General features: G+C 40.8%; 23 protein-coding genes and 1 other RNA gene. 6 read left to right on the top strand and 18 right to left on the bottom strand.

What is annotated here, in order from left to right:
* Positions 1-6: 6 nt before the first annotated feature.
* From tnpB to IEY13_RS02210, 4 genes are all read right to left on the bottom strand, one after another.
* Positions 7-381, bottom strand: coding sequence for an IS66 family insertion sequence element accessory protein TnpB (gene tnpB / locus IEY13_RS02225; RefSeq protein ID WP_188950245.1), 375 nt, complete (start codon positions 379-381; stop codon positions 7-9).
* A gap of 5 nt (positions 382-386) precedes the next feature.
* Positions 387-677 (bottom strand): IS66 family insertion sequence element accessory protein TnpA, encoded by a 291-nt coding sequence (gene tnpA / locus IEY13_RS02220; RefSeq protein ID WP_188950243.1) that lies wholly within the window; start codon positions 675-677, stop codon positions 387-389.
* A 136-nt stretch (positions 678-813) separates the two neighbouring features.
* Positions 814-3,399, bottom strand: a complete 2,586-nt coding sequence (locus tag IEY13_RS02215; protein WP_188950241.1) for an AAA-like domain-containing protein — start codon at positions 3,397-3,399, stop codon at positions 814-816.
* A 10-nt stretch (positions 3,400-3,409) separates the two neighbouring features.
* Entirely contained in the window at positions 3,410-5,059 is a 1,650-nt protein-coding gene (locus IEY13_RS02210; protein WP_188950239.1) for a 5'-methylthioadenosine/S-adenosylhomocysteine nucleosidase family protein, read from the bottom strand.
* A 606-nt stretch (positions 5,060-5,665) separates the two neighbouring features.
* Here IEY13_RS02210 and IEY13_RS30080 point away from each other — a divergent pair.
* The gene (locus tag IEY13_RS30080) at positions 5,666-5,875 is read left to right on the top strand and encodes a hypothetical protein (protein WP_229687678.1); all 210 of its coding nucleotides are present in this window, start codon (positions 5,666-5,668) and stop codon (positions 5,873-5,875) included.
* A gap of 970 nt (positions 5,876-6,845) precedes the next feature.
* On the opposite strand, the gene IEY13_RS30400 is transcribed toward IEY13_RS30080, so the two are convergent.
* Positions 6,846-6,992 carry a Uma2 family endonuclease gene (locus tag IEY13_RS30400; RefSeq protein ID WP_373286923.1) on the bottom strand — a complete coding sequence of 49 codons (147 nt, stop codon included), beginning with the start codon at positions 6,990-6,992 and terminating at the stop codon, positions 6,846-6,848.
* A gap of 989 nt (positions 6,993-7,981) precedes the next feature.
* Here IEY13_RS30400 and IEY13_RS02195 point away from each other — a divergent pair.
* Complete coding sequence (locus IEY13_RS02195) at positions 7,982-8,881, top strand: ATP-binding protein (protein ID WP_188950235.1); 900 nt, start codon at positions 7,982-7,984, stop codon at positions 8,879-8,881.
* Complete coding sequence (locus IEY13_RS02190) at positions 8,882-9,253, top strand: STAS-like domain-containing protein (protein ID WP_188950233.1); 372 nt, start codon at positions 8,882-8,884, stop codon at positions 9,251-9,253. It begins immediately after the preceding gene.
* A 903-nt stretch (positions 9,254-10,156) separates the two neighbouring features.
* Here the strand turns inward: IEY13_RS02190 and IEY13_RS02185 are convergent.
* From IEY13_RS02185 to IEY13_RS02170, 5 genes are all read right to left on the bottom strand, one after another.
* Complete coding sequence (locus IEY13_RS02185) at positions 10,157-10,906, bottom strand: hypothetical protein (protein ID WP_188950232.1); 750 nt, start codon at positions 10,904-10,906, stop codon at positions 10,157-10,159.
* Positions 10,899-12,014 carry an ATP-binding protein gene (locus tag IEY13_RS02180; protein WP_188950229.1) on the bottom strand — a complete coding sequence of 372 codons (1,116 nt, stop codon included), beginning with the start codon at positions 12,012-12,014 and terminating at the stop codon, positions 10,899-10,901. Before IEY13_RS02180 ends, IEY13_RS02185 begins: the two co-directional genes overlap by 8 nt.
* 74 nt (positions 12,015-12,088) lie before the next feature.
* Positions 12,089-13,822 carry a DUF2326 domain-containing protein gene (locus tag IEY13_RS02175; protein WP_188950227.1) on the bottom strand — a complete coding sequence of 578 codons (1,734 nt, stop codon included), beginning with the start codon at positions 13,820-13,822 and terminating at the stop codon, positions 12,089-12,091.
* The gene (locus IEY13_RS30395) at positions 13,813-14,055 is read right to left on the bottom strand and encodes an ABC-three component system middle component 6 (RefSeq protein WP_373286916.1); all 243 of its coding nucleotides are present in this window, start codon (positions 14,053-14,055) and stop codon (positions 13,813-13,815) included. Before IEY13_RS30395 ends, IEY13_RS02175 begins: the two co-directional genes overlap by 10 nt.
* Positions 14,056-14,058: 3 nt before the next feature.
* Positions 14,059-14,976, bottom strand: a complete 918-nt coding sequence (locus IEY13_RS02170) for an ABC-three component system protein (RefSeq protein ID WP_188950225.1) — start codon at positions 14,974-14,976, stop codon at positions 14,059-14,061.
* A 205-nt stretch (positions 14,977-15,181) separates the two neighbouring features.
* Between IEY13_RS02170 and IEY13_RS02165 the strand changes: the two genes are divergently transcribed.
* Positions 15,182-16,843, top strand: coding sequence for a recombinase family protein (locus IEY13_RS02165; protein WP_188950223.1), 1,662 nt, complete (start codon positions 15,182-15,184; stop codon positions 16,841-16,843).
* Positions 16,844-17,101: 258 nt separating this feature from the next.
* Here IEY13_RS02165 and ssrA read toward each other — a convergent pair.
* Positions 17,102-17,475: a transfer-messenger RNA gene (ssrA, locus tag IEY13_RS02160) on the bottom strand.
* Between the two features lie 76 nt (positions 17,476-17,551).
* Positions 17,552-18,529, bottom strand: a complete 978-nt coding sequence (locus IEY13_RS02155; RefSeq protein WP_188950221.1) for a helix-turn-helix domain-containing protein — start codon at positions 18,527-18,529, stop codon at positions 17,552-17,554.
* Between the two features lie 182 nt (positions 18,530-18,711).
* On the opposite strand from IEY13_RS02155, the gene IEY13_RS02150 reads away from it, so the two are divergent.
* Positions 18,712-19,083: a hypothetical protein gene (locus IEY13_RS02150; protein WP_188950219.1), complete on the top strand. Its 372-nt coding sequence runs from the start codon at positions 18,712-18,714 to the stop codon at positions 19,081-19,083.
* Positions 19,084-19,116: 33 nt separating this feature from the next.
* On the opposite strand, the gene IEY13_RS02145 is transcribed toward IEY13_RS02150, so the two are convergent.
* The 5 genes from IEY13_RS02145 to IEY13_RS02125 form a co-directional block, all read right to left on the bottom strand.
* The gene (locus tag IEY13_RS02145) at positions 19,117-19,314 is read right to left on the bottom strand and encodes a hypothetical protein (RefSeq protein WP_188950217.1); all 198 of its coding nucleotides are present in this window, start codon (positions 19,312-19,314) and stop codon (positions 19,117-19,119) included.
* The gene (locus IEY13_RS02140) at positions 19,307-19,597 is read right to left on the bottom strand and encodes a hypothetical protein (protein WP_229687677.1); all 291 of its coding nucleotides are present in this window, start codon (positions 19,595-19,597) and stop codon (positions 19,307-19,309) included. Before IEY13_RS02140 ends, IEY13_RS02145 begins: the two co-directional genes overlap by 8 nt.
* A 26-nt stretch (positions 19,598-19,623) precedes the next feature.
* Complete coding sequence (locus IEY13_RS02135; protein ID WP_188950216.1) at positions 19,624-20,025, bottom strand: DUF5675 family protein; 402 nt, start codon at positions 20,023-20,025, stop codon at positions 19,624-19,626.
* Between the two features lie 10 nt (positions 20,026-20,035).
* Positions 20,036-20,794: a hypothetical protein gene (locus tag IEY13_RS02130; protein WP_188950213.1), complete on the bottom strand. Its 759-nt coding sequence runs from the start codon at positions 20,792-20,794 to the stop codon at positions 20,036-20,038.
* A gap of 417 nt (positions 20,795-21,211) precedes the next feature.
* Positions 21,212-22,420 (bottom strand): DUF4272 domain-containing protein, encoded by a 1,209-nt coding sequence (locus IEY13_RS02125; protein ID WP_188950211.1) that lies wholly within the window; start codon positions 22,418-22,420, stop codon positions 21,212-21,214.
* A 230-nt stretch (positions 22,421-22,650) separates the two neighbouring features.
* Here IEY13_RS02125 and IEY13_RS02120 point away from each other — a divergent pair, with 230 nt between their 5' ends.
* Complete coding sequence (locus tag IEY13_RS02120) at positions 22,651-24,456, top strand: MutS family DNA mismatch repair protein (protein ID WP_188950209.1); 1,806 nt, start codon at positions 22,651-22,653, stop codon at positions 24,454-24,456.
* On the opposite strand, the gene rseP is transcribed toward IEY13_RS02120, so the two are convergent.
* Entirely contained in the window at positions 24,449-25,798 is a 1,350-nt protein-coding gene (rseP, locus tag IEY13_RS02115) for an RIP metalloprotease RseP (protein WP_188950207.1), read from the bottom strand. The two genes, IEY13_RS02120 and rseP, sit on opposite strands and share 8 nt — an antisense overlap.
* Positions 25,799-25,846 lie beyond the last annotated feature (48 nt).

Raw genomic sequence — 25,846 nt, 5'->3', positions numbered from 1 at the left:
GATTAGTTATTCACTAACGGGCTCTTTTTGTTGATATCTTTTCCGGTATTTAATGGCCTGTAAGGATATGCCTTGTAATATAAAATGCAACTGGTCTGCTGTTAGCTGCATGCTTTTCTCATCCAGATTAAATGCAGGCACTTCAAACGCTCCCTTTTCCAGCCGGCGATAAAAAATAGTGAAGCCGCGATGCTCATATAACAACAGTTTCAGGTGTGTCCGATGCCGGTTGATAAAGATAAAGGCATCTCCCTGCGTTACCCTGCGGCCGAGCTCATTGGTAACAATGCCGCACAGCTGATTAAATCCTTTGCGCATATCTGTTTCTTTGCGATACAGGTGGTAACAGCGGTGGTTGCCCAGCACAATAAGACTGCTCATAAGGATCATGCTTTCAGGTAAGCAGCACTGACGGGCTGATAGATTTTTATATTCCCAACCTCAGCAAACAGACCCGTGTGCTGTGACGGAGTTATCTGCACCTGCATAAAACCATCCGGCCCCATATCTGTAGACTGATATTTCCTTCGCCAGTTATGGAAGGAACCTTCCGGTATCTGGTGGTTGGCGCAAAAGCGACTAATGCTTAAGCCTGAGCTTACCTGTTCACGTAGTAGCCGGTGTATTTCTGTTTTGTTTCGGAATTTACGCTGCCTAACGCCGGATGAAGTTGTCATAGTTTTTTGCAACTAAGCTAGTGGCTTTCGTTTGTCGGGGAAATATGTACTTGGCCGGATGCTTACGTAGCAGTCTTAAATTATTTAGAAAGAATTAAGAGACATTAAGTCATTTACCTCCTGCTTTTTTATAACCTTATTCAACAATCACACAGAGATCTCTTTCAAGGTCATCCTTCAACCTCTTGAATTTGGCCTCAACTACTTTCCCATCATTATATCTAACTCGAACAATTTCATTTCGTCCGTATTCCCGGACAACACGTATGGGAATAGGCTTATGTAAGGACTGTAGAGCATTTAAAGCATTCGATTTTATGACACTTAAATTTGCATACTTCATCAATCCAACGACATTACCACTAGCCGTAGCTGATTCCACTTTAGAAAGTATAGTTGCCGCTTTAAGCTTAACTAAACGCTCATCTCCCTTAATCTTATGGACATTTAATTCCAAATGATCAAACAACAAATAGTTGACAGCTGTCCTTTCGTCAACTTTTGACGCATAAGATCTGAATCTTCGAATAACATCCAATACTGTATCAAGTTGATCTTTTTCTAAGCATTCGACAGCAATTCGTAATACAGCCTCAAAATCATAGCTATCAATTGTAGTGGTATTATTATTATCTAAATATTCCCAATAAGCATCGATTTTATCCTGCTTAAGCTCAGCGCCAAAAGATATCAGAAATCTAATCACCGGAATTTGACTCGCCGAATCCATGTCACCATATTCCGGATAATTAATAAGATAAGTCAAAATCTCTATTCCATATTTATCATCCGAGTGGCCAAATGCTAACATTGAGGCCCCCATCAAAAATCTAAATTTATCAACAAATCCCTCCTTTGATGAAAACTTATTGAGTGTCTCTTCAAAATAATATTCACCACAAATCCTGAATGTTTCTAAGAGTATCTTGTGAATATGATAAAGATTATACTCTATTTGAAAATTTTGAAGATCGCTATTAATTGGCAACAAGGAATTTTCCTCTATATTCCCCACAACACATCTGAGAGCTTCAGCCTTTTCGCTGTCCTCAGATAATTCATACAGCCCAAGTAATATCGACGGCTTGAATGTATCCGGTGCACTTATTAACGATGAATGATAGTATTCTCTAGCTCTTGGCTTATCAAAATATTGCAAAACATTTGCTTTTCTAAAATTAGCTACTGAGATAATCTCCTTGATGACAGATGGCTTTATCTTATATTTAGATAAATCATCTTCCAAGATTTCGTCTATTAAAGATTCTGCACGTTTAATTTCGTCGCTGTCATTATCAAAAGACTTAATACAAGCTAAATCCAACACGGCCCTAAAGTAAACATCATTTTTTATGCCTACGCTATAAATCTCCTCTAATGCAGCAATTGCGCCAGATACATCTTTAATGTAATAACAACAAATGCCAAGAAGGTGTAATCTTCTTTGATATAATCCAGCTGAAGCATCAATGTCAAAATTAGCTTCTGAAAGATACCTCTTAGCAACCTCAAGTCTTCCCAAATTATAGGCTGAGAATCCCATATAGTAATAATAGGTATCTTTCATCTCATAACTAAAATCATCTTTCGATAAAAACTCCTCAAAATATGCTAGCGAATCAGAAAATTCCTCATCGCCAAAAGCATCAAGTGCGAGTTTCAACACTCCCCTTTCCAATTTATCGACAGACTTCAACCATTCAGGGCTAATACTTTTTCTTATTATTTCATTTTTAATTTCTACGCTATCTTCATAATAATTTATAACACCTGCCAGATACAGCTTATTCTTAACCTTATCAGTTACACCAGCTACGTTACCTTTATAAATTTCGCCAATTGCCAGCCTGATTTCTCTATCATTTTTCACTAATTCACGTATATTATCAACTGGAGGTCTATCAAACGATTTTAGATAACCTTCATGAACTAGATTATCAATTATATACTCATCAATTGGAGACGCAGTTTCAATACTTTCTAACTCCGAGCAGATGTCCCAAGTCATTCGAGGACTACCGTTGGTCCAATAAAAAATCCTATCAGCAATTTTACTTTCTACCTTAAGTCCTGCCTTATCCAAAAACTCAAAAAACTCAGCCTTATTAAAATCATTTAAAAAAATCTTCTGACCAATATTGAAAGGGGATATCTTAGGGTTTTTGATAATTTCGGTAGGCTCGACAACACCCGATAGCAGATATGTTAGATTATTTAATTCAGGATAGTTAACTCTTGAAAAATACACACTCCGAATTTGAGCAAATACCTGATCACTATATGCAGTTTTAGTCAATGCATCTATTTCGTCTAGTATAATTACAATTTTACCTTTTGTACACTTAAGCAAATTTCGTAGTTCAATACCATGCAGCTTATGGGGCGACATCTCCTTATTCTCTACTCTAAATTTCAAAATAGAACTATAGGCATCTTGAAACTTATCCATATTTGTTTCACATGCGATGTCAATAATATTCTCAAAGCACTCTTTCATGCTTTCAAACGAATTCGACAAGTCGACGTAAACAAACACATCCTCATCTGTCTCCAATTCTCTCTTTGCATTCAGTAAGAGATTTGTCTTCCCCATTTGCCTCGCAACTAAAACGTAGCCAGGCCTTCCCATATCCTTAAGAATGTTAAAAACTTGCCTATCAGCATCCCTTTTAACGTATAAATCGCGTGGAACTATCGTATAAGGCTTTAAAATTTTCTCCATGATAAATAAACTAAGTAAACGAGAAATCTTTTTTTGTCTCAGCGATCGCGACTTTGAGATTTACACCATTTAACTCATGCAACGCGACTAAGTTTTGAAAGCACTTTTTAATAAATCGTGGAGACCCACCAGCATCTCCTATTAAGCCGTCTTTTTCTTGATTAGTAAGCTTTATACCTAGAGCTTCACAAATCAAGTCAATCAGTTTCAAAATGTCTTTAGATTCCCAGTTTTCAAGTTGAACAAACTTTAAATAAGATTTAATTTTATTCTGAGTTGGAGGAATATACTGCCTTGGATCTTCAATTGAAGACAGAACAAATTTTACAAAACTAGGACTCTGATTATATTGCAATTCTATTAGTATCGCATTTAATTTTTGGATAAACTCTTTAAACTCTTCCTCTGTATTCATAGGCAACTCCTCTAGGTATATTACAATCGGTGACCTGACATTTTTCAAGACATTAACTATCGCTTTTTGAATCTTCACAAACTCCCTTGGAGGCACTACCTCTTGACCAAGCTTTTCAGCTATACATAGATAAATTTCAGCAAATAAACTATTAATACCCTCGCCTATATATGAACCTAAGCTTATTGAACACAACTCCAACTCTCTACTTACTATAGTTCTGATAATCAAGTTTGACTTACCACATCCACTTGGGCCAAACAACCAAACACCGTACATATTCAACTGGCCGGACACAATCGCGTCGCACTGCCTAACAACATAGTACGGTTCATACTCTTTAATGAAGATGTCAAATAATACGTTTTGCGCTAAACGTAGGTTTACTTCGCACGGCCGTGTTCCCTCAGAAATTTCGATATCGGCGATGAGATCTTTAAACAACGTAGGAGATAGAAAAACAGCTTCAGACAGACTAACAGCTGCACTCATCGCTGCTATTTGATTTTTCTTTTTATTTATCCCTTTCTCTCCGTCTGCAAAATCGCAAATACCCTTTATAAGAACCCAATCACAAGTCGAATCACATGCTGCGAATAAGCCAGCCCCCTCCATCTCACCACCAATTGCCACCGGATAAAGGTCCGTTAACTCATCGCGTCTCTCCTTGTTATCTATTAGTTCTTCACCAGAAAGCACCAGCCCAATATGCATTTCGGATTCAGAATTACCGTCATCCAGCAAGTGTTTCCATTCCAAACGCAAACTTCTAATTCTACTTAAAAACAACTTACTTGCTGGTCCAGAAACCCCTCTTGGAATTGACTTTTCTTTACCAACGCGTTTACTATCGTATGGCTGGATTACTTCGGAAATTAATACGTCGCCAATTTTCTGATCCTCTTTGACACCAAAAGCAATTCCGATCATTACCGTAGCCCTTGGTTTAAATTGGCTTATGGCATGACTAATTGTTAAAATAGAACTTGCCCGTCCTATAGCACCCATATTTCCGCACTGTACGTGAATTATTGGATACAATCCAAACTTTGCTATATAATAATAATGTGATTCGATATGTAATTTAAAGATCGAATTACTGTTAGGCAAAGGATGTAAATGCTTATGGAGAATATCTGTTTCAAGATTAGTTGCTGTTACTAGCAGAATGGGATTACGGAGATTCAACTCAGATAATATCCCATTATCAATTTCTTTATAAGCAGCAGATGCAAGTTCAGGCACAAATCACTTTTTAAGTCACAAATATATTCACCGATCGCTATTTCCAAGAAGATTTCAGATTAACATGGTTATAATTTGGAAAACCAATGAAATTCCATTCAATTATTAAACTACTGATATCCGCTTTATCTAATACTCCAATTACGCCGAGTATACCCTACCGAGCATTAGAATTTTACCACCAAAACGGTAAATAACTGCCGTGTAGCTGGTCAGAAAACAGGACTGACTTCTAATCAACTAAAATAGATAAGTTCTAGTAACTCATTTTATTCTCTGATTCGCTATTGTTTCTATTGCCCCAGCATCCGAAGCAAGCTTTTAATGCTGAACACGCCTCATACTTGCCGTAAAAATTTCCTTTTCACCCATTTAAATATTCAAAAAAAGTTGTTCACGTCGAACAAACAACAAAAGCATTTTTGGCTGTAGAAAATTCCTATTCTCGCCCCAAATAAAATAAGCAAACAATTTGTTTCAATTTAGGTAAACTTCATAAAATCACGTATCGAAAAGCGGCTTCCAAACTGCAGTCATCAAACCCCGCGCATGATCTAAAGCCCGAATGAATATGCAACATATAATATTGTAGCTATATGAAAAATCATGAAACATCAGAAAAATCACACAGACAACATAATTCTGAACGCCGGTGAGGGCAGAGAAGACAAATGCAGAACTATGACCGCTATTTTTAAGGCCGACGAAAACGAAACCAACGAAAAGTATAATATCTCTGAGTGGTGGCTGGAAGCGATTTCAGGTGGGCTAGGCACCCATCTACACGAGGATAACGATGAAGTATTTTACGTGTAGGAAGGCAACGCATCAATACTAATCGGAGAGGAATGGATACACGCTGAAAAGGCAGCTTCATAAGAATTCCTGCCGGAATAATCCACGATTTCAAAAATCAGACTAACGCTAAAGCAGGACTCTCAAGTTCTTTATTCCAGGTGGCTTTGAACGGAAAATGCCATCAATTGTGAAATGGTTTGAAGACAATCCAATGTAACTTTTGTACAGGCCAAAATAAAAAAGGGGAAGAATACATTAAACTGTATTCTTCCCTTTCCGTGGAGCTGAGGGGATTATATCCGAACACCTTCTCTCTTATCTAATGTTTGCAAGATTTGTAACCCTTTAAACAATATCAACAATACGATTTTTTAGTCTGGTGTTCGTCTAGTCCCCTTTATATAAAAACAGGTCATACGAACACCTTATCTGCATACAACAACCTCAAGTAACACATTGATAATCAAATAAAAAATCGCCTTTTTCACAGAGAAAAAATCTCAATATGAAAAAGGCGATCCCCTTGGTGGAGTTGAGTATTTGCCAATCGAACAACTCACACCCATGATACTGGAAATAAATGATATACGGTTAAGCACGTATGATAATATCAAATAGCTGATTTTTTCCTATTAAAATGATGCTTTGCTGATGCCATCATATGCAAACGATTGCCTATCACCATTTATTTGGCTGACGTTGCATTTCCATGTAATACCAAATATCACGTTTGGCAACCTGTAAATCTGTATACCATTTACTAACAGGCTGCTTATCTATTTTCCAAAAATACCTTGGTTTATGCGGATCCTTAAAAAGTAAAATGTTATGGCCTTCTTTCGTGCAATAAAAGCTTCCAAGTGAATTCTGCCCCCATCTTTTAGCCAGCCATTTTGCCTTCCGTACTGACTTGTTTTTTAAAAAGGCCTCCCTTTTCTTATGACTTTTATAATTGTTTGTGATCTTTTCAGCACAGACACAACCAGCCCTAAAATAGTCTGGCATTACGGGATGCTCTAGTGTGCCGGTCTTTCAAAGCGGTAGAAGGCGACAATATCTCAATTACCAAAGCGGGAGCAAAATCCAGATACTTCCTTGTAATTTCTCCGCATACCACCAGCATGTCAGGCTGCAGGATCGTATCATCTGAAGCAGGTTAAAACTCGTCAGAAACGCCCCTTGTCCCATTTTAGGGGCTGTTTTTTCATGGAAATTATACCGCGTGTAGATATAAGCGCTCAGGACAATCACCATGATGCGCGCAAATGAAGCGTCGTTCTTTAATTTGCCGGCCAAGTAAGTAGCAGGCTGCCAGGCCAGGTATGCCGGCAGGACACAGGTAAACCCTATGCATACCGCTAGCAGAAGCAACCATAGCAGGCCATTCTTTTCCGCAGAGCGACGAGCATCCCCTTGAGAAAGAATAAGAATTGATATAGAAGCAGCGCAATGCCAATGATTCCTCCTATCCACAACAGAGCGGAGGCTTTGCGTTCTAGGAAAGCGGTACAGATCCAGTAACCGGTAAACAGCAAGGGCAAATAAATAAAGATTTTCCAGAAGCCTCTGGCTATACCTGATTGTTCTAGCCTAAGCAAAGCGGCTTTCCGTCGGTTCCATGTATCTGCCGTCAGGCCGCCCAATAATTCCAGTAAGGAGAAAGAAGTATAAAAGTTTTGGTTAAAAAGTCGTGCAGGTACCGCGAAATGTCGTATGAAGAGCATAATCCGGCTCGATGGCAAGATCAGGGAGGCGATGAAATAGGATATCAATGAAATAATATGGTTCGGCAACCGGCGATAATTGGCAAATTACGGAAAGGGGCCATGATTTCTTTTAGCTTACCCAAGAAATGATATAGGAAATTTGTAAATAACTGAAATCCAACGAAATAAAAAAAATAACAAAGGCATTTAACTTATTTTAAGGTGCGGGGGATCCTCGCTGATAATCTATTAACGACCAACCGAAAAAGGAAATTTACTTACAGAACATCGGGGTATCAGTTATGTTTCTTATCATTGCCATAAAATCTTATTCTGTCAGAAAAAGGGGCAAAAAAATTGATTTACAGCAGTTTAGTAAAATAAATTCGATTTTTCAGCCGGATTTTCACCAATATGTATGGCAAAAGTTAAAAGAGTTCATTTCCAGGTACCAGAAAAGGTCATCGCCGACCAACTTGGGTATGAATTTTTATGTTATTGCAGTATTAGCCTTTATTCTGCTAAAAATGAAGAGCTGAGTTTTGACTTTGCCGGCAACAGTTATTTTGAGGCTAACCTATTGTCACCGTTTGGAGCCCTAATAGCCAGTCTAAAAGCTGAGAAAAATCGGGTTGAGCTGAAAAATGTACCGTCTCATATTGAAGATGAGTTAATAAAGTCTGGCTTTTATAAGGTTTTAGGGGAAAAAAATTTCGAGGCTGAAACAGAGGCAACAATCATTGACTTTAGGAAGTTTGCTCTGGAAGATACAGCCAGTTTCCAAGATTACATTAATGATCAGTTGCTTGCTCAAAAGGATTTTCCAATTTTATCTGATCGATTGAAAAAATCAATCATTAAAAGTTTATTGGAAATATTTAACAATGCTCATAGCCATGGCAAATGTGAATTTGTATACACATGCGGACAATTTTACCCGGAGGAAGGCGTATTAAAGTTTGCTATTTCGGATATGGGAGTTACCATTAGGAAAAATGTAAACGATTATTTTGAGAGTGGCAGTAACTTGGATGGTGATAAGACAATTGAATGGGCTGTTCAGGAAGGAAATACGACAAAGAATGGAAAAATTCCAGGGGGACTGGGGCTCAGTTTGATTAGATCTTTCCTTAAGCTAAACGAAGGTTCAATTCAGATAATATCGTCAAACGGTTATTGGGAAGAAAAAAAAGGTGTTAAATTTGCTAATACATTCAAAAATAGGTTTTTAGGTACGATAGTCAGTTTCGAGTTTAATCTGAATGACAAAAAGACTTATAAACTGTCTTCGGAAATTGACCCTAAAAATGTACTTTAAATGACAACTATTAATGATGCTATGAACGAAATTAAAATTGGCGATGTACTACATTCGTCATTTGCAGTATCTACCGAGCAAGGTGAAATGATTTTTAAATTAATTAGCAATTATTTCACTCAGGACAATCAAGTAGCCGTAGACTTTACTAATGTAGACTTAATAGTTTCCACTTTCCTTAATGCAGCAATTGGCCAGTTGTATGGAGAATATACTACTGACTATATACAAAAGCATTTGACAATTGAAAATATGTCAAATGAAGACCTTCAGGTTTTGAAGCTTGTTACAGATAGGGCGAAGGAATATTTTAAGGACAAGCGCGGCTTTGACAACGTGTTCAAAAAGAATTTTCCGAATGCCGAAGAATAATATTCTAAAAATTCAGGACTACACTCTTAAATCCGACGACGTTTTCTTATTTGATAACAATGTTTGGATGTATTTATTCTGTCCGCTGGCCAACTTTCAAAGAGAAAAAAGACAAAAAGTATACTCAAGTCTTTTCAACAATGTTCTTTCAAGGAATAGACCCATATTTATTAACTCTCTAATCTTATCGGAATTCTGTAACAGATATTTGAGATTGGACTATGACCTTGCTAACAAGAACGACGGGCAATCTGCAACCAAAGCATTCCCTTCCTATAAAAAAGATTATGTAGGCTCAAAAAGATACCTTCAGACTGTTTCCGATCTGAAAATTGCAATGACCAAGATTACTAAAGTCTGCGCTAAAGCTTCAGATGATTTTAACAGTATTAACTTGGAGGAGGTACTGACTTTGTTTCAAAAGATAGGATTCAATGATAGCTACTACGTCTATTTCGCAAAAAAAAAGAACTGGATTATAGTTAGTGATGACTCAGATTTTACGAACTCAAACGTTCCAGAGGTAGGTCTGAAAATTTTGACATATTGATCTTCCCGGAAGCCTTCAGTTTATTTGGCCAGGTGTCGAGACAATCAGAATTGACCATCTCCTTAAGTGGAGATCATATTTATTCAATGCAATTTGAGGACTTTGTTTTATTGATTTGCAAAGAATCATCCCCATCGTATTTTAATACTTTCAAATACCTCATATTGTTGCCAACTGAAAAAGAAATGTCCCTTTTTCGATATAAATGACAGGCAGATCGAATAAAATACATATTCTCTTTTGCGCTGGCAAAAAATATCTAAGTCTGAATAAAATCAAATAGATCTATTAAATCCGTCTATTTTATTTTTTCATAAAACAATCATCAATCAATAACGCAATATTAGCTTCCTCTACTTTCTCTTTCCGTGCTTATCCAGCAGTGCATTTAAATACTCAAAAGCTTCATTATAGGATACGGACTCTTTTACCATATTATCCCTTTCGATAATATCATCTAGCTCTGACTTTAACCGAGTGATATTACTTTCCAATTCTATATTTGTCGCTTCCAAACCCGAAATTTTCAAGTTACGTGGATTAACTTTCCAAGCATACCAAAATAAGGAGACAGAAACGATTAAAAATATAGAACCAATAATAATCAATAATAGAGAAATTGCTGAATCCCCTTTTGTCGTTCCTAACTCCGTTTTTATTCCTTCATCATCAATAAGACGAATTTTAAACTCAGCCTCCTTACGGGTAAGCCAAACTTTACAAACCGCTGTAGCTCCCTGGACAAATCTTTTGAAATCAAGCGTGATTATAGATGAGTCACAGTGGCTAGTAAGAGCTTCGTCACTTTTTATATCCTTATCAACAATGTTTCCATCCAGTTCGATTATAAGGCTTAAGTTAGTTGACGATTTGTTTCCAGTATTCTGGATGCGAATTTCCCTGTAATAATTGGGGGCCGATGAAGCTCCCTCTTTGGAAAGCTGTACACCGGATTTCGGGTATTTTAAATCAACATTTAAAGTTGAATAGACGACTTTAGGCCCTCTGAATTTTTCTATCAAATTATTACCAAAAAACAAGACAGTAATAGATACAAGTAAACTGCCAATGCTTAAGTAATGAGCAAGAGTTAACTTAGCCAATGTAACCTCCTCTTTCGGGCAGGCGGATCAAATATTTCCTATCAACAAGCGATGGATTAACAGTAAAGCCAATAAATTGAATTTTATCTTTTTCCACTGCTTGTCCTATGATTCTACCTAATTTTTCAAAAATACTGTAATCGAAGAATGTACCGAAAGAATCGTTTACCAATAAACCGACGGTATTTAGAATATCGCCTCTTGACTGCAAAACAAAATCAATAAAGAAATTGATAAGCTCTTTCTCGCCCGAACTCCTTCCACTCACTCGCCCATTAATAACATCCGAAACGTCAATGTTTGATGAAACGCCGACATCCGCTAACAACTTAAGAAAAGCAGAAGATATTTCGCTCATCTTTATAGAAAATTGGTCCTCTGCCTGTTCAGATAAATTAATTAATAACTCCTCTGACTTAACTAATACATCCTGCATTTCTTTTCTTTGCATCGAATAGCGGGTGTACGATCCATATATTATGTCTTTTATTTTCCTAAGATCCACATCCTTCAATTCTCTTTCCATAAGGAAGACAATTTCATCTCTATAACGAGACAAATCGCTAATTGTCCTTTCTGATGCATTAGAATTTTCTTCTAAGTATCTTATTCGTTTCTTCATATCTCTGAGATAGAAAAAGTTAATTCCCATCATCGCTCCGTAGATTTCCTTCCTGCTATAACGAGATCGCTCACGGAACGAAGGATCAGATCGAAACGACTCTCTCAAGACACTAACGATTACATTCTTCGGATAGTCATTTTCGAGTCGAAAATCAAACGTATCAATCAGAAAGTCAAAATATTCATCTGTATTTGCAAGAAAGGTCAACCATGTGCCACCCTTCTGGACTTTGACAGTATTGAGTCCATATCCTCTGACAAATACATATGGTTCATCTCCTATTGAAGCTTCAAGTTCAAAGTCATTGAAAATGACTGGAGTTTGGCGATATTCAAAGTCGCCTTTAATCCCTAATACAAACTGAATTAAAGTAAATATGAATGTTTTTCCGCTGTAATTCGGTCCATATATGTAGTTAGGTAATTTTTGAAACTCGATTCTATTTCCATTATATACCAAATTTTTCAGTTCTAGTCGTCTCATTTACTATAATTTAACTCTGTATTGTTAAACATCAATAATCCATATACTGTAAAGCATCAACTCTCCAACACGTGTCATTCATAATCCATATCAATTTGAATTCCAAGCAATTTACTTTCGGGAGCTCTATCTTCCAATAAATGGCAGATGTTGTCTTCAATTATACTAGTAAACTCTTCTTGATCCAGATAGGGCCGTATTTCAGCTAGATGATTCTCATTTATAGTCAAAATATATTGCTTATTAGATGAAAGGATATAATCGCGCAGAACTCTGAACAACTCTGCCAACTGCCTAGGGTCAACTGCGTCCAAGAGCCGACTATCATGAAATATAGTATCCATATGATGGCCATATCCCTTCAAAAGAAGAGTTAGATCATAACAAAATATTTTCACGTTATTAATACCATCAGAAGCATCGGCCTCAATTCTTACATCAAAATCAAATCGAATTTGATTATCACCATCATTATTGTATAATGTAATACCTGCCGATGATTTTGGATAAAATCTTTTAGCCAACTCTCTGAAGAAATCTCGTGTATCCTTCAAAATAACTTGTACCTCTTTCAAATATTTGAAGGTCTCTTCAGTAGCCGTCTGAAAGTCTTTCTCTAAGGTTACTTTTGATTGCTTGTATTTATTAAGAAGTTCATCATACCGTAATAACCTTTCCTTTTCGCTTTTCATGTCGGCAACCTTATTTGCCAATTTTACAAACACATCCAAAGCCTGATGAGTATCGAGATACTTGAGTGCTCCGTCGAATTGCCTACTGGTAACTTCATGATCCTTACGTAATGCTAGTAATTCAGAGGCAAGCGCCTCCTTCTGATCCAATAACCGTTTTTGGCGATTTTTCGTTAAATGTGCATAGAACAACTCCAATTCTTCAAGTCTCTTAATGGTTTCACCAGCAAGAACCACTGAAGCCTCTTTATAGATTCTCAATATTGAATCCTTCTTAATATCGGGAGAAAGTTGCAAACTCGTCTCAATATTAGATATTTGGTTCTCTAGCAAGACTATATTATTTTGTATGTCTTCTAGCTTTCTCTTATATAAATCAGCCTGCCTTTTTATTTCGTAATAGTCATCAGCAACATTAAAATTCTTCAAGTCCAACTCAAGAGCAGCAATTTGTTCCTCCAAGTCCTGGGCAGCTAAAGCAACATTCCGGTTTCCAGTAAAAAAATCTTTTAGTAGGTGGTCTTTTTTTAATTCAACAACTAATTTTCGAATCCTTTCTTTTTCGAGCCTAAGCCTAAACTTCTCCTGAACTAATCTCACATTCAGTCCTATGAGAAAAGAGTTTTGAAGCAAAGAGTCATAAGGTTTGTTTTGACCATTAGGATCTTTAAAGTCTTCATAAGATATCCTCCTTGGCCGTATAAAAAAAGACAACAAATTTCTGAAGCTCAAATGAGCCACCCCCTCCGGAATATCAAATAACAAAGCTTCTAGAGTTTCATTAAAGCTTTTTATTTTATACTCTTCGCCATTGAGTAATATTATCTTTTGATTTAAAGTGGCTCTCATAGAAGTAAACTCCTCTTCACCAATCTTAAAAGATAAAGTAAACTCCCAACCTTGCAGGTTTTCCTCGAATGAATCATTGGCGTTTGAACCTAAACAAAAATGAATAATGGCAATTAGCAGTGATTTACCTACGCCATTGTATGTATTGGTCGATTGATTCTCGTTGCCTTTCGCCTGCCTTGCCACTATAAAGTTCAGTCCATGACCATTTTTAAACACAACTGGCCGGAAACTTTCTTTATTGGCTCTTAATGAAATTAGTTGCATTTTGATATTAGGCCTTTTGTTTCAGAAATTGCATTTATTCCATAGAGAAAAATCAAGGCCAATATCAAATTATCAAATGTTTGTTTCGCATGGTAATTCCCATTTTTATAGTCCAGATTATACTGTCTCCAAAGCTCATCTACCGATTTAGGCCTCTTCAAGTTTTCCAAAAGGTAACTTCCAAAGCCCAGAAGTGACTGAGAAAAATTAATATGTTTACTTGGTAATATCATATTCTAATCTGTCGGATGAATCTCAAAAACATCACAAGACTCAAAGTATTTTGCAATGATAGTCATAACAGCGTGTTGATATCGAACTTCTTTCTTTGGGCAACATTCATCTATAACAGTCCAAAAAATATAATCCCCAGAGTATTCATCAGACGACTCAATTTCCATTTCCTTAACCTTTTGATAGATGCCGGATATTTTTTCCTGCAAAGCCTCAGCTAAAAAAGGATCGCTACCTAAGAAAGTGTTAAGTGCTCCAATATTCTGCGATCCTAAGTTTAGATAAAAATTAGTTTTGGGGCTCAACTTATTAAAAGCTATTTTTCTATCCCAATTTGGAAATTCAATTTTCGTAATAACTAGGTCAATCTGCAATCCCATTATAAAACCAATTACCTCAGAAAGTATGGAAAAATCGATATGTTGAATAATTTCTTCGCTTGGCAAAAAACCGACAACCGACATAATTTGATCTTCACTTAGCTCAAACAATTTATTTTCCAAAACTTTGGGTGTAAGCAACCCTCCGCCTCTTAGTTTATATTTTTTAACAATTAAGGATAGAGCTTGCTCACAATCAGCGTTAACTCCCTTGAATTTATCATTGAGCACAAAATAATATTCTTTTATACCTTCCCATTGTGAAAGCAACAATGAAAAATCATCTTTCGCTTTTTTCACTGCAGTAGGATAATCTCTTGTAACATCTTCGGGCGCATAAACTTGAAAAAAGGTACCGCTTTCTTTAATATAGCCATCATTCTTACGATCGCCAATGTTCCCCCATGGCTTTATCTGTTGGAAACCAGATTCACAATAATTCATTATGGAGGTGAAAACATCTTCAAAACGGCTACCATCTGCCTGATAAACTAATAACTTGAAGAATTTACGGGCAAGGGCTTTTCTTTGAGCATCCATTGGCAATCTAATTATCGTAGTTTATGGGGTCGGTTTACATTGGTAAACCCTACTAGAAATTAAATATACAAAAAATCCAACTCACACATATTTATATCAAAAGCTAAGGGCTAAATATGAAAGCTCTTATGCTTAATTTCCCATCCCAAATCCCCCCTCAATTCCTATAGATTTAATACCTTTATACTTCCTATAATCTGTAGATTTGAAAATTGCAGATTTATATATTAGGGTCAGCACCGAGGAGCAAAAAACAACTGGTTTTTCACAGCGATACCAGGAGGAGATTCTTAAATCTTACTGCGTCCTCAACTCCATTGAAGTAGACAAGGTTGTATTTGAAGACTACTCCGCTAAAACATTCAATCGCCCGGAATGGAAAAAACTATTCGCCAGCTATCTAGCCCAAAAGCAATCTACACCAAGGCTTTTACTAGTCACAAAATGGGATCGCTTCAGTAGAAACACCGGCGAAGCCTACCACATGATTAAACAATTAGCAAATCTTCATATTGAAGTCAAAGCTATTGACCAACCGCTGGATACATCAATTCCGGAAAGTAAAATAATGATGGCCTTTTATCTTGCGCTTCCTGAGGTAGAAAATGAAAGAAGAGGATTGAACATCAAGCAAGGTATCGATAGAGGCTTAAGAGAAGGAAAATGGATGGGCCATGCTCCAGTAGGATACGTAAATAAAATAACAGAGGATGGCATTAAATATATAGAACCTGTTGAGCCTTACGCAGGTCTTATGCGGATGGCCTTTCATGAGCTAGCAAAGGGAGTACAGCCTGTTGGACATGTTTATAAAACGCTCACTAAGTCCGGTTTCTCGAAAAGCATTCATTGCTTTTGGCAAGCAATAAGAAACCCGATATATTGCGGAAAAATTCTATTAAAATCAAAAAACCAAACTTCGCCTGTCTACATACAAGGACAGCATAGTTCCATTGTCTCAACTTCATTGTTTGAAAAAGTCCAACAGATCATATCGCGAAAGAAAATTCACCCCAGAAAGAACAGTGCCGATAAAATGTTTCCTTTTAGAGGCTTCCTGCGCTGCCCAGTTTGCAATAAATGTTTGACAGGGAGTGGTTCAACAGGCAAGAAAAAGAAAGTGTACTATTATTATCACTGCCAGAGAAGTCAGCATACCCGAATCCCCATAGAACGCATCCATTCACAATTCAGCTCATTTATTGCTGAACTTATACCCAACAATTATTTCAAAGATATTTATCAATTAGTTGTTATGGATTTGCTCAATGAAAATCTAATTGGATTATCCACTAAGCAAAATAAATTAGTCATTAAGATCGAGATGCTCAATTACAAAATTGAAAGAGCCCGCTCCCTGCTTCTGTCAAGCAGCATTGATGTTGAAGATTATAGAATAATGAAAAAGGAATTAGAAACTGAGAAAGGACTGTTGCAATCGACGCTGGCTATAGTCTCTAACGAAACCAGCCGTATAACCAACGCATCCACTATCATTGTCTCTAGATTCTATCATTTGGATACATTGTTTGAGGAGCTTTCAATTATCGAGAAGAAAGAGCTCATAAGCATGATCTTTCCCTATGGAATTGTTTATTCCGAGGCAAGCTTCTCATTAAGTAATATGGCTGAAAGTCTTCAACTTATCTATAGAAATACAATCCTACCGTTTAAAAAGCCTCACCGTAAAACACCTAAGGAACCGATCCAGGACTTGGCACTTTTAGATAATAAACCTTTTCTAAAAAAGTTCATAAGCGATCTTATATCTAATCACATTACCGAGACTATCAAGCAGGCGAAGGACATTGTCACCTTTTTTCGACGGGTTGCAGAACTTTCGATCAGAATTGCAACCAGTAATTAATATTGGGCTACGATTCAAAGAGTTCGAATACCCGAAAAAGGGGTTCGATACCCCTCAGCATTCAAGCAGAATTTGACAACATTAAACTTTTGCAGATATATAAATAGGCATTCCGTTTTCCTTAAAAGACAAATAAAGGAGGGATAACATCTTTCTAAATAATTAATAATCATTACAATAGAAGAACATCATAGTAAATAATAGAAACAAAAATGGGTAATCAGAAACTGATTACCCATTAAAAAAATCAATAACGTCGGGTGGAGCTGAGGGGAGTCGAACCCCTGTCCAAACATCATTGTCATAAGCTTTCTACATGCTTAGTTCATTATTAATTGTCGGCAACTGGCAGGAAGTGAACAAACCAACCAATCACTTAGCTGTATAGTCTTTTGCAGTAGTCACAGCCTTCCACTACAGCATTCTGTATTTGTTTTGAGTCGGCGGCGGAGCTTGGTAACAGACCAACCTGCTCTAGCGGCCCTAATGACTATCTAATCACTGATTAGGCAGCCATGGCATACGAAGTATTGCCATTTGAAATTTGAATATTCAGATTAAAGTGCTAATTATCCAACGCACTGCATGCTTACACCTACCACAACGTATGCTGTCAAAACCAGTACAACCCCATATGTTGCTTAAGATCGTAAAAGATCAAAGAGCTTATAAATCCGGCTGCAAATATAGCAAAAATTCCGCTCCCGTTCACCATTTTTGCCGCCTTTGCACAAACTCCTTCGTCCCCATCCCAAAACGTGCCGGAAACAGCTTCATAATGTTATTGGCACTTAAACCAACCACCTGCTCCACTTCTTTCACCCGTTTACCGCCATACCACAGCAGCTCCCGCACCAGCAACAGCTTCTGCTCCTGCAAATACGCAGCAGGGGTTTGCCCGGTCAGATATTTAAACGCCTTTCCCGCCTCATATTCACCTATGCCCAGTTCCTGATAAATAGTTGCTAACGGTTTAGATAGGTTATTGCAGGTGTCCATGCGCATTTTCAGTTCCATCGCTTTTTGTATATGCCGCTCTTCTATACTCTCCCGCTGCATACGCTGGTACACCAGTTTTTTGTATTCCGCAATCGCAGTTTCGGCACTGGCGGGTAGGGCTTCCGGTTTGCCACTCGTAAGCAGGCTTTCAAAAGCAGCTTGTATAGGCTCCGATCCTTCCAATACCGGCTGCTGCCAGGCACGCTTACCTCCGCGCCGTACCCATTGCTCTAAATGATACAACTGGTGCAGGCGCGGATGGTGCGCATCCAGGTGCGATGGCAGCAGGCTTATACACATAAACACATGCGTACCCGGTTCATAGGTAGCAAAATGTTCCAGGTGGGCAGGCAGGTAGCTCAACGCGCATTTACCGGCCTCCAACCTGTTATTGCCAAGCCCCTCCAGTACATACCCACTCCCACCAGTGCACATATACCACAACGCGGTAAAATCACATACGGCCCTGAAACATATCCGCTCCCGGTGGCGAACATGCAGGGCAAACAGCTGCACCAGTTGTTTGCCGCAATACAGTCCCTCCATCAGCAGATGGCCGTTATCCCACTCTTGATATTCGGTAATATCCGCGCCCGCTAACCGCCGGGCACCGGTATAGGTGTCAGAAACCTGTCTGAAGGTGTTTAAGGAAGGGGTTGATTCCTTCGGCAATTGAGCCCGAACCATAAGGCAGCTTGTTTAATACTATAAATAACGGCAACAGTTCCATAATAAATATATAAGGCAGTTATTTTATCTTATATATAACAATTAACTACTACGTTATTTTTTCATCCCTTTTCGCCATATTTCTCTTTTGGCAGGGTCACTTTCCTGCATAAACTTTATACACCATAAACCAAGGTGCTATGTCAACCAATCACAACCCAGACAGCACCAATATCCTATTGAAAGCTATTTTGTCCACCCTGGACGCTGCTCTTATGGAACACAAAAAAGCAGTCAGATTTTTGGAGGAATGGTACTACCATCCCAAACCGGAAAAAGGGCAGTTACTGCCTGCACAGCAATCGGTAAAACAGGCAAAGCCGCCACCCGCGTTTTTGCGGGCAGAGCATGTGGCACAGGTGCTTTGCATCAGCCACCGCTCGGCAGATAGAGTGTTGCGGCAGGTTCGTCAGCAAGCCGGTCTGGCTCCCAGAACGCCGGTATCTGTTCAGCTGTTTGCTGAGGTAAAAGGCATTCCCGTGCGGGATATCATCCGCATAATCGCAGGGTAATACAAAGGGGCCTCCTTCCAGAAGCCCCTCCTTTCACTTACCTCTCCGCGTTAACCATTTCCACACCAGTTTCATCAGCATCGATGTTACAAAACTTACCACCGCACCCGTGGCAGCCAGCAACATCGCCCTTCCTAAGTCCGGGCTCCCCGCGGTGGCCACTACCGTCAGTACCAGCCCTCCGGCAAATCCCAGGCGCATGCTGATGCTCCCCTCCCACAGGTTATTCATACCGTTCCTCCGGTGTAACTTTGCGTGCCGCCTGTGCATCCGGCAGCACCGCCAGTACATCCTGCGATACGGTAGCCTGGCTCACCACCGTCATCACCGTTCCCGCCACCGCCAGGTAACCGGCTACATCGGTTAAAATCGCAGGCAGCCCCGCAGGCGCTACCAGCAATGCCCCGCTGATGGCCGTCAGTGTCATCCCCACACGCCGCACCTTCTTAAAAAAGTTGGGCATGGGCAGCTGCATCCGCTGCAACATGCTCAGTGTTTGTTCTGCTGTTTTCATGTAATGCGTTTTTAAATGGTGAAAAATTAAATGGCTTTTACAATCTCAAGAATCACCGTTTCGCCGCTTGTTAATGCGGCCCCCACCAGATCAACCAGTCGCTCAAAAGGCTTACGGGATTCCGTACCTGTTCCCTCACCGGTATGCGTTGTTACAGGTGCAATGCAGCCCCGCAGTTCTTTTAGTGCATTGTTGGCCGGGTGAATCAATATCAGGCTTCTGCTTTCAACATCAGGCAAATACAAATGCTCACCATGTTGTTTACTGTGCCGCAGCACCACCTCATATTTACCTTCCGGTATACAAGAAATGCCTGATTCATTTTTCCGCCACGGCAACTCTATCGTACGGCATAAAACCTGCTCTCCGGCATACAGCGTACCATTGGTGCCTCTGGGGTAATACGTTCTCGTTAGTAGTAATTTCATATTTCCCGGTTTAAGCAATGGCATCAACTTTAATAAGCGAGATAGCGTTAAAACCGCCACTACGCAACATATACAGCGTACCGTTCACCTCCTGATAAAAGAAAGCGCACAGCACCACAAATACCGGAAGCGTGGTATTGGCAGAAACATTACACGAAAGCGAACTCGCAGGCATCTCATCTGCACCGTTAGTAAAGGGTGCACCCTCATTGGAAGTCATATTCACTGCTCCCGTAGCAAAATCAATAGTAGCTGCCGCAAGCACAGGCTTGCAGTGTGTAGCACCGTGCGGAAAAAGCACCTGATTCTCGGGTATAAAGTTGGTAATCTCTGCTGTCACCGCGCCGGTAACGCGATCCACTGCCACAGAAAACGGAATAGTAAACACTACACTCAAAGGCACACGGGCATTAAATTCCAGCCCCTGTAACAAGGTTACATCGCCCGCCAGCAGATTGCGTTTGCCACGCACACTGGTTTCATCCGTTTTAAGTACATCCATAATGTTGCGCACCAGCCTGCCGGTAAACCGGTTGTCGGTAGACCGGTTCAGCATAGGCTTAAACGCATTCCTGATCATCTTGCCCATACGTCCGGAATAACCAAACTCAGTCATATTCTCACGGGTACGCTGAAACCTGGGGTCGGTTTTAATTCTGTCGCCCTCTATGCCGCCTTTTTCGCGGATCATATATCCATCCTGAGTTTTGTAAAACGTAGCATCGCCGATGGTACCCTTCAGTTTAAAAATGTTACTCTGTCTTGCCATAACAAATAGTTAATGAAAAATGATAGAATAAGCGGCTTCCGTCCGGATGTCATAGCTGCCGGCGCCTGGCAATCATTTCAACCTGTTTACCGCTGTTGACAGTACAATGCTAGCCCCGTTCAAAAGCCCCGCAATAACAGGTGTAGCTTCAGGTAGCATATAGCAGCATAGTGTAGCAAAATGTAGCAGCATCAGTTATACCAGAGTCTACCCTAAGCCTGCTTAAAGCCATACATCCCCGCAGGATACTCCGTAGATGCTCCGTAGATCCTTGCTGGATGCTTGTACCCATAGCCATACATCCCCGGTACCTGCTCCGTACATACCCCGTACTATATCCGTACTGCAAGGCACAAAAAAGCCCCACCGTTCAACGGCAGGGCTTTCCCTGTTTATATAAAAATTTTCATATCACTCTTACGTATCCGTCTGCACCTCATCCCACTCCTGCTCCTCATACCCCGTCAGCCAGTTCAGCGCATAATGCCGTTCATACACCACACCCGCCTCCATGCCACCCTCCGGCTGTTGATGGTGCAAATGGGCTTCCACGCAGGCCCAGTGCATACGGTATATCTGATCCAGTTGCTCCAGTATCTCTTCCGCATCACGCAGTTGCGCCTTGCTTTCCAGTATTACACGGCTCTGGTTAATCACCATCTCTACCATATGCGGTACATCGCAAATGGTATCCGGGTAGCCCAGCTCTTCTTCCAGCCCCAGCGCCCATAGCAGCACATACACACACTCATACCGCCAGGTAGTATTCGCCTGTTCCTGTTCCGTCAGCGTTTCTTTATCCAGTAAAGCAGCCTCTATAGGCGTAAAGCCGGTTATATTCAGTTCTTCTATTTTATCGTCCAGCACTTCCTGGCGCACACCTTCACCTTTGGCTGCCAGTACCGTAAGGCAGTAAATACGCTCCAGTATCTCTTCTTCACTGCGCAGGGTAATAGCTGCTACATCAGGCACCACAGGAAGGTGATGGTTCACACGTATCTTCCGGCGCTCCAGCAGGGCTTCCGTGCGGTTCTTACGTGCCAGCTGGGTTTCATTCGCAGGCATAGGGTCGTCAAAATACCGGGAAGAGATCACCAGATCTACATTGCCCGTACCCGTATGCCCTTCGGTATCCATCAGCAGGTAAAACTGACTGTCCAGAAAATGCTGTACGGTCGATTTGGATAAAGTAAGCCCCGGCCCCACAAACAGAATGGCCTGTAAGCCGCCTGCCAGTTCCAGCAGAAACTGCTGAAAAGTGGGCGACAATACCGGGTCTGCACTCACCGCTATCTCAGAATTCAGTGTTTCTATCTTTTTCAGCAACGCCACCCGCAATTCCTCATCACGCGCAGGCAATGCCGCTACATAATGGTACATGCCCAGAAACTGATTGCTCACTGCACAATGCACATCCTTTAAATGATACGAGGGAAACAGCCGCTGACGATACTTCAGCGTAAGCGTTTGCTTTTTAGAAAACAAACCGCCCTTCACCATAACAGTAATAGTGGTAATTTCCTCTTCTTTGGTTACTTCCACAACAGCCTTCGGAAAAGCCTGCTGCACCTTTAATAAAACGCCTTCCAGCTCAGCTGAATGCGAGTACAATGTATAGTTTTCCATAAAGTCGTACAGATTTGCCCGTCATCACTACCAATACAGCCATCACCGGTCATTGAATCATATGGCATTGAAAATAGCAATTTTTGCTATACTTACCCCGCCATGGGAGGATGCATTTTTGTTAATACTTCTGTTAATAGTGCCGCACAGCCCGCATTACACCGCATGTTACCCCGCAATTTTACACAGCCGGTATACAATATGCCCGTATCCTCCTTAGCTTAGCCGCTATGAACAAGAGTATTCAACCGCTTGCCTGGTATCAGGCGCAGTTACAGGAGGCAGAAGCACACCTGCAACAACTGCTTCAGAAAAGAAAACGCCTGGGCTGGGTACGCCTCGCCTGCCTGTTAATTCCTGCCCTGCTCTGTTACCTTTTTCTGCCGCAACAGCCGCTGGGCGCGGTTATCAGCATCGTGGCAGGCATAGCCGTTTTCCTCACCATCGTTTATATGGATATGGATAACGATACCCTCATCAGCTTTCTGCAACGCCGGGTACATATTCTGCATACCGAACTGAATGCGCTCAGTAACCGGTATACCGATCGCGAAACTGGCGCCACACATCAGCCTGCTGTACATGCCTACTCCAACGATATGGACCTCTTCGGCCCATCTTCGCTCTATCAATACATCAACCGCTGCGAGTCAGAACAGGGCAAAGCACTCTTTGCGCAACGCCTGCTTAATCCACTTGGCCCCGACCAGATCATCAGCACCCAGCAGGCCGTAACGGAACTGAGTCAGCAACCCGCATGGCGACAAACACTCCAGAACTACGGTCAAAGCGCTGCCATCACCGTACATACCGAAAACCGCGTTAACCAATGGCTCGCCACACCCAACAAGCATTTCACACACGCTATCTGGCGCATGCTCCTTTGGCTTTACCCCGTTATACCACTTACCTTCACCGCCCTCTGCATTGCAGAAATCATCACTGCCTCGCAGCTCGTAAGCATCTTATTCCTGCTCATCATCATCACCTCTGCATGGCTAAAACCCATCAGCGTTATACATGCTTATGTATCCCGCATCAACCCGGAAATAGACGCCCTGCAACAACAGATTAATCATATCGAAAAACAAGCCTGGCAGGCACCCGCCTTACAGGAAATACAACAGCTGATTCAAAGCAGCGAACGCAAAGCCGCCGCCGAACTGCTGCAACTGAAAAACATTCTCAACCGGCTCGATTTCCGCCTCAACATAATGGTCATCCCGTTACTCAATGCCTTCCTGTTATGGGATATCCGGCAAACCATAGCCCTGCAGCAATGGAAACAGCGCAACAAACAGGTAGTAGCCAGCTGGTACAAAGCCATTGCACAAACAGAAGTATACAGTACCCTCGCCACCCTGCACTTTAACCAGCCGGAATGGGTGATGCCCCAGCTATCGCAGCAGCACTTCACCTTCCAGGCCGATGAACTGGGCCACCCGCTTATTCCGGCAGACAAAAGAGTAAACAACAGCTGCCATGTCAACGGCACCGGGCAAATCATGCTCATCACAGGCTCTAATATGGCCGGTAAAAGCACTTTTCTTCGTAGTATGGGGGTAAACACTATTCTGGCTATGATGGGCGCACCTGTATGCGCTAAACGCTTTGTAATGTCGCACGTACATCTGGTTACCAGTATGCGTATTGCCGATAACCTGGCCGAAAACACCTCCACCTTCTACGCCGAACTGAAAAAACTGAAAGAGATTATTGAAAGGGTAAACCAGCACGAACAGGTATTTGTGTTGCTGGATGAAATTCTGCGTGGTACCAACTCGCTCGATAGACATACCGGCTCTAAAGCGCTGATTCAACAGATGATTAAAGAAGAGGCGATTGCCGTAGTAGCCACGCACGATGTAGAACTGGCTGCGCTGGAACAGCCTTACCCACAGGCTGTACACAACTATCACTTTGATGTGCAGGTAGCAGGCGAAGAATTGTACTTCGACTATAAATTAAAAAGAGGCGTATGCCAAAGCATGAACGCCTCTATTCTTATGAAAAAGATTGGAATTAATATTACTTAAATATCCGCCAGAAGTCCAGGCCCAGCGCATAAACCATTAAGCTCAGCAACAGTACCATACCTACTATCTGGGCATACTCCATAAACTTATCGCTGGGCTTGCGGCCGCTGATCATTTCTACCAGGGTAAACAGTGCGTGACCACCATCCAGTGCCGGTATTGGCAATATGTTCATAAAAGCAAGGATAATAGAGAAGATAGCAGTCAGCGTCCAGAAACGCTCCCAATCCCAGATGCTCGGGAAAGCATTACCAATGCTGATTACGCTACCCAGTGAATCTTTCGCAGCTACCTTACCGGTAAATATCTGCTTAATGCCGGTAATATAACGGCCCAGTGTTTCAAAGCAACGGTTAACCCCTTCCGGAATAGATTGGGCAAAAGTGTATTTCTTCACTTCTGTACCAAACAGCTGATCAGGCTTACGCTCACCAAAACCAACACGCGTACCGGCTAACACTGCCTTCACCAATACAGTATCATTACCACGCTTAACACCCAGCGCAATCTCTTTGTCTTTACGTGGCTGCTTCAGGCTGTCAAACTGATGATACCAGTAAGCAGGCTGATTGTCCAGTGTAAGAATGGTATCGCCTTTAATCAGTTTGTCCTGTGTAAACTTCGCTGCGGGTGTAACCGTATCCACAATCACCGGAACATTATAATTAATAAAGCCCATCAGTTTCGCTTCATTCAGCTTACGTGCAAATCCATCAGGTATATGAATCTGCATTTGCTGGCCACCACGCTCAATGGTAAGTACTTTACCTTCTTTCAGTACCACATCAATCGCCAGCAGTTCCAGTGTTTCCGGGGCTTTGCCATCCAGCGCCAGTATTTTATCACCGTCCTGTAAACCTATAGAGCGGCCCAGTGAATCGGCATGTATACCGTAAGTAACATTCTTCGCAGGAATATATTCTTCACCCCAGGTATAGGTGATCATGATAAATAAAAACAACGCCAGTATTACGTTTACTATCACACCCGCTACCATGATAATCAAACGCTGCCAGGCGGGCTTGCTTCTGAACTCATGAGGTTGTGCAGGCTGGTTCATTGCCTCCTTATCCATGCTCTCATCCATCATACCCGCAATCTTCACATAACCACCAAACGGAACCCAGCCAATACCGTATTCCGTTTCGCCAATCTTCTTCTTCCACAAGCTAAACCATGGATTAAAGAACAGGTAAAACTTATCAACGCGACATTTAAACCAGCGGGCTGTTAAAAAGTGACCAAGCTCGTGCAGGGTAACCAGTATGGAGAAAGACAGAATAAACTGAAGAACTTTTACGCCTACACTGCTCCAGTTTATTGCTAATAATGTTAATGACATACGTTCCGTTTCCCTCTCTTGAGGGATGATTAATTTAATTTACAATGG

The sequence above is a fragment of the Filimonas zeae genome, from assembly GCF_014641615.1.
Lineage (GTDB): Bacteria > Bacteroidota > Bacteroidia > Chitinophagales > Chitinophagaceae > Filimonas > Filimonas zeae.
This window is presented reverse-complemented; position numbering and strand designations above follow the sequence as displayed.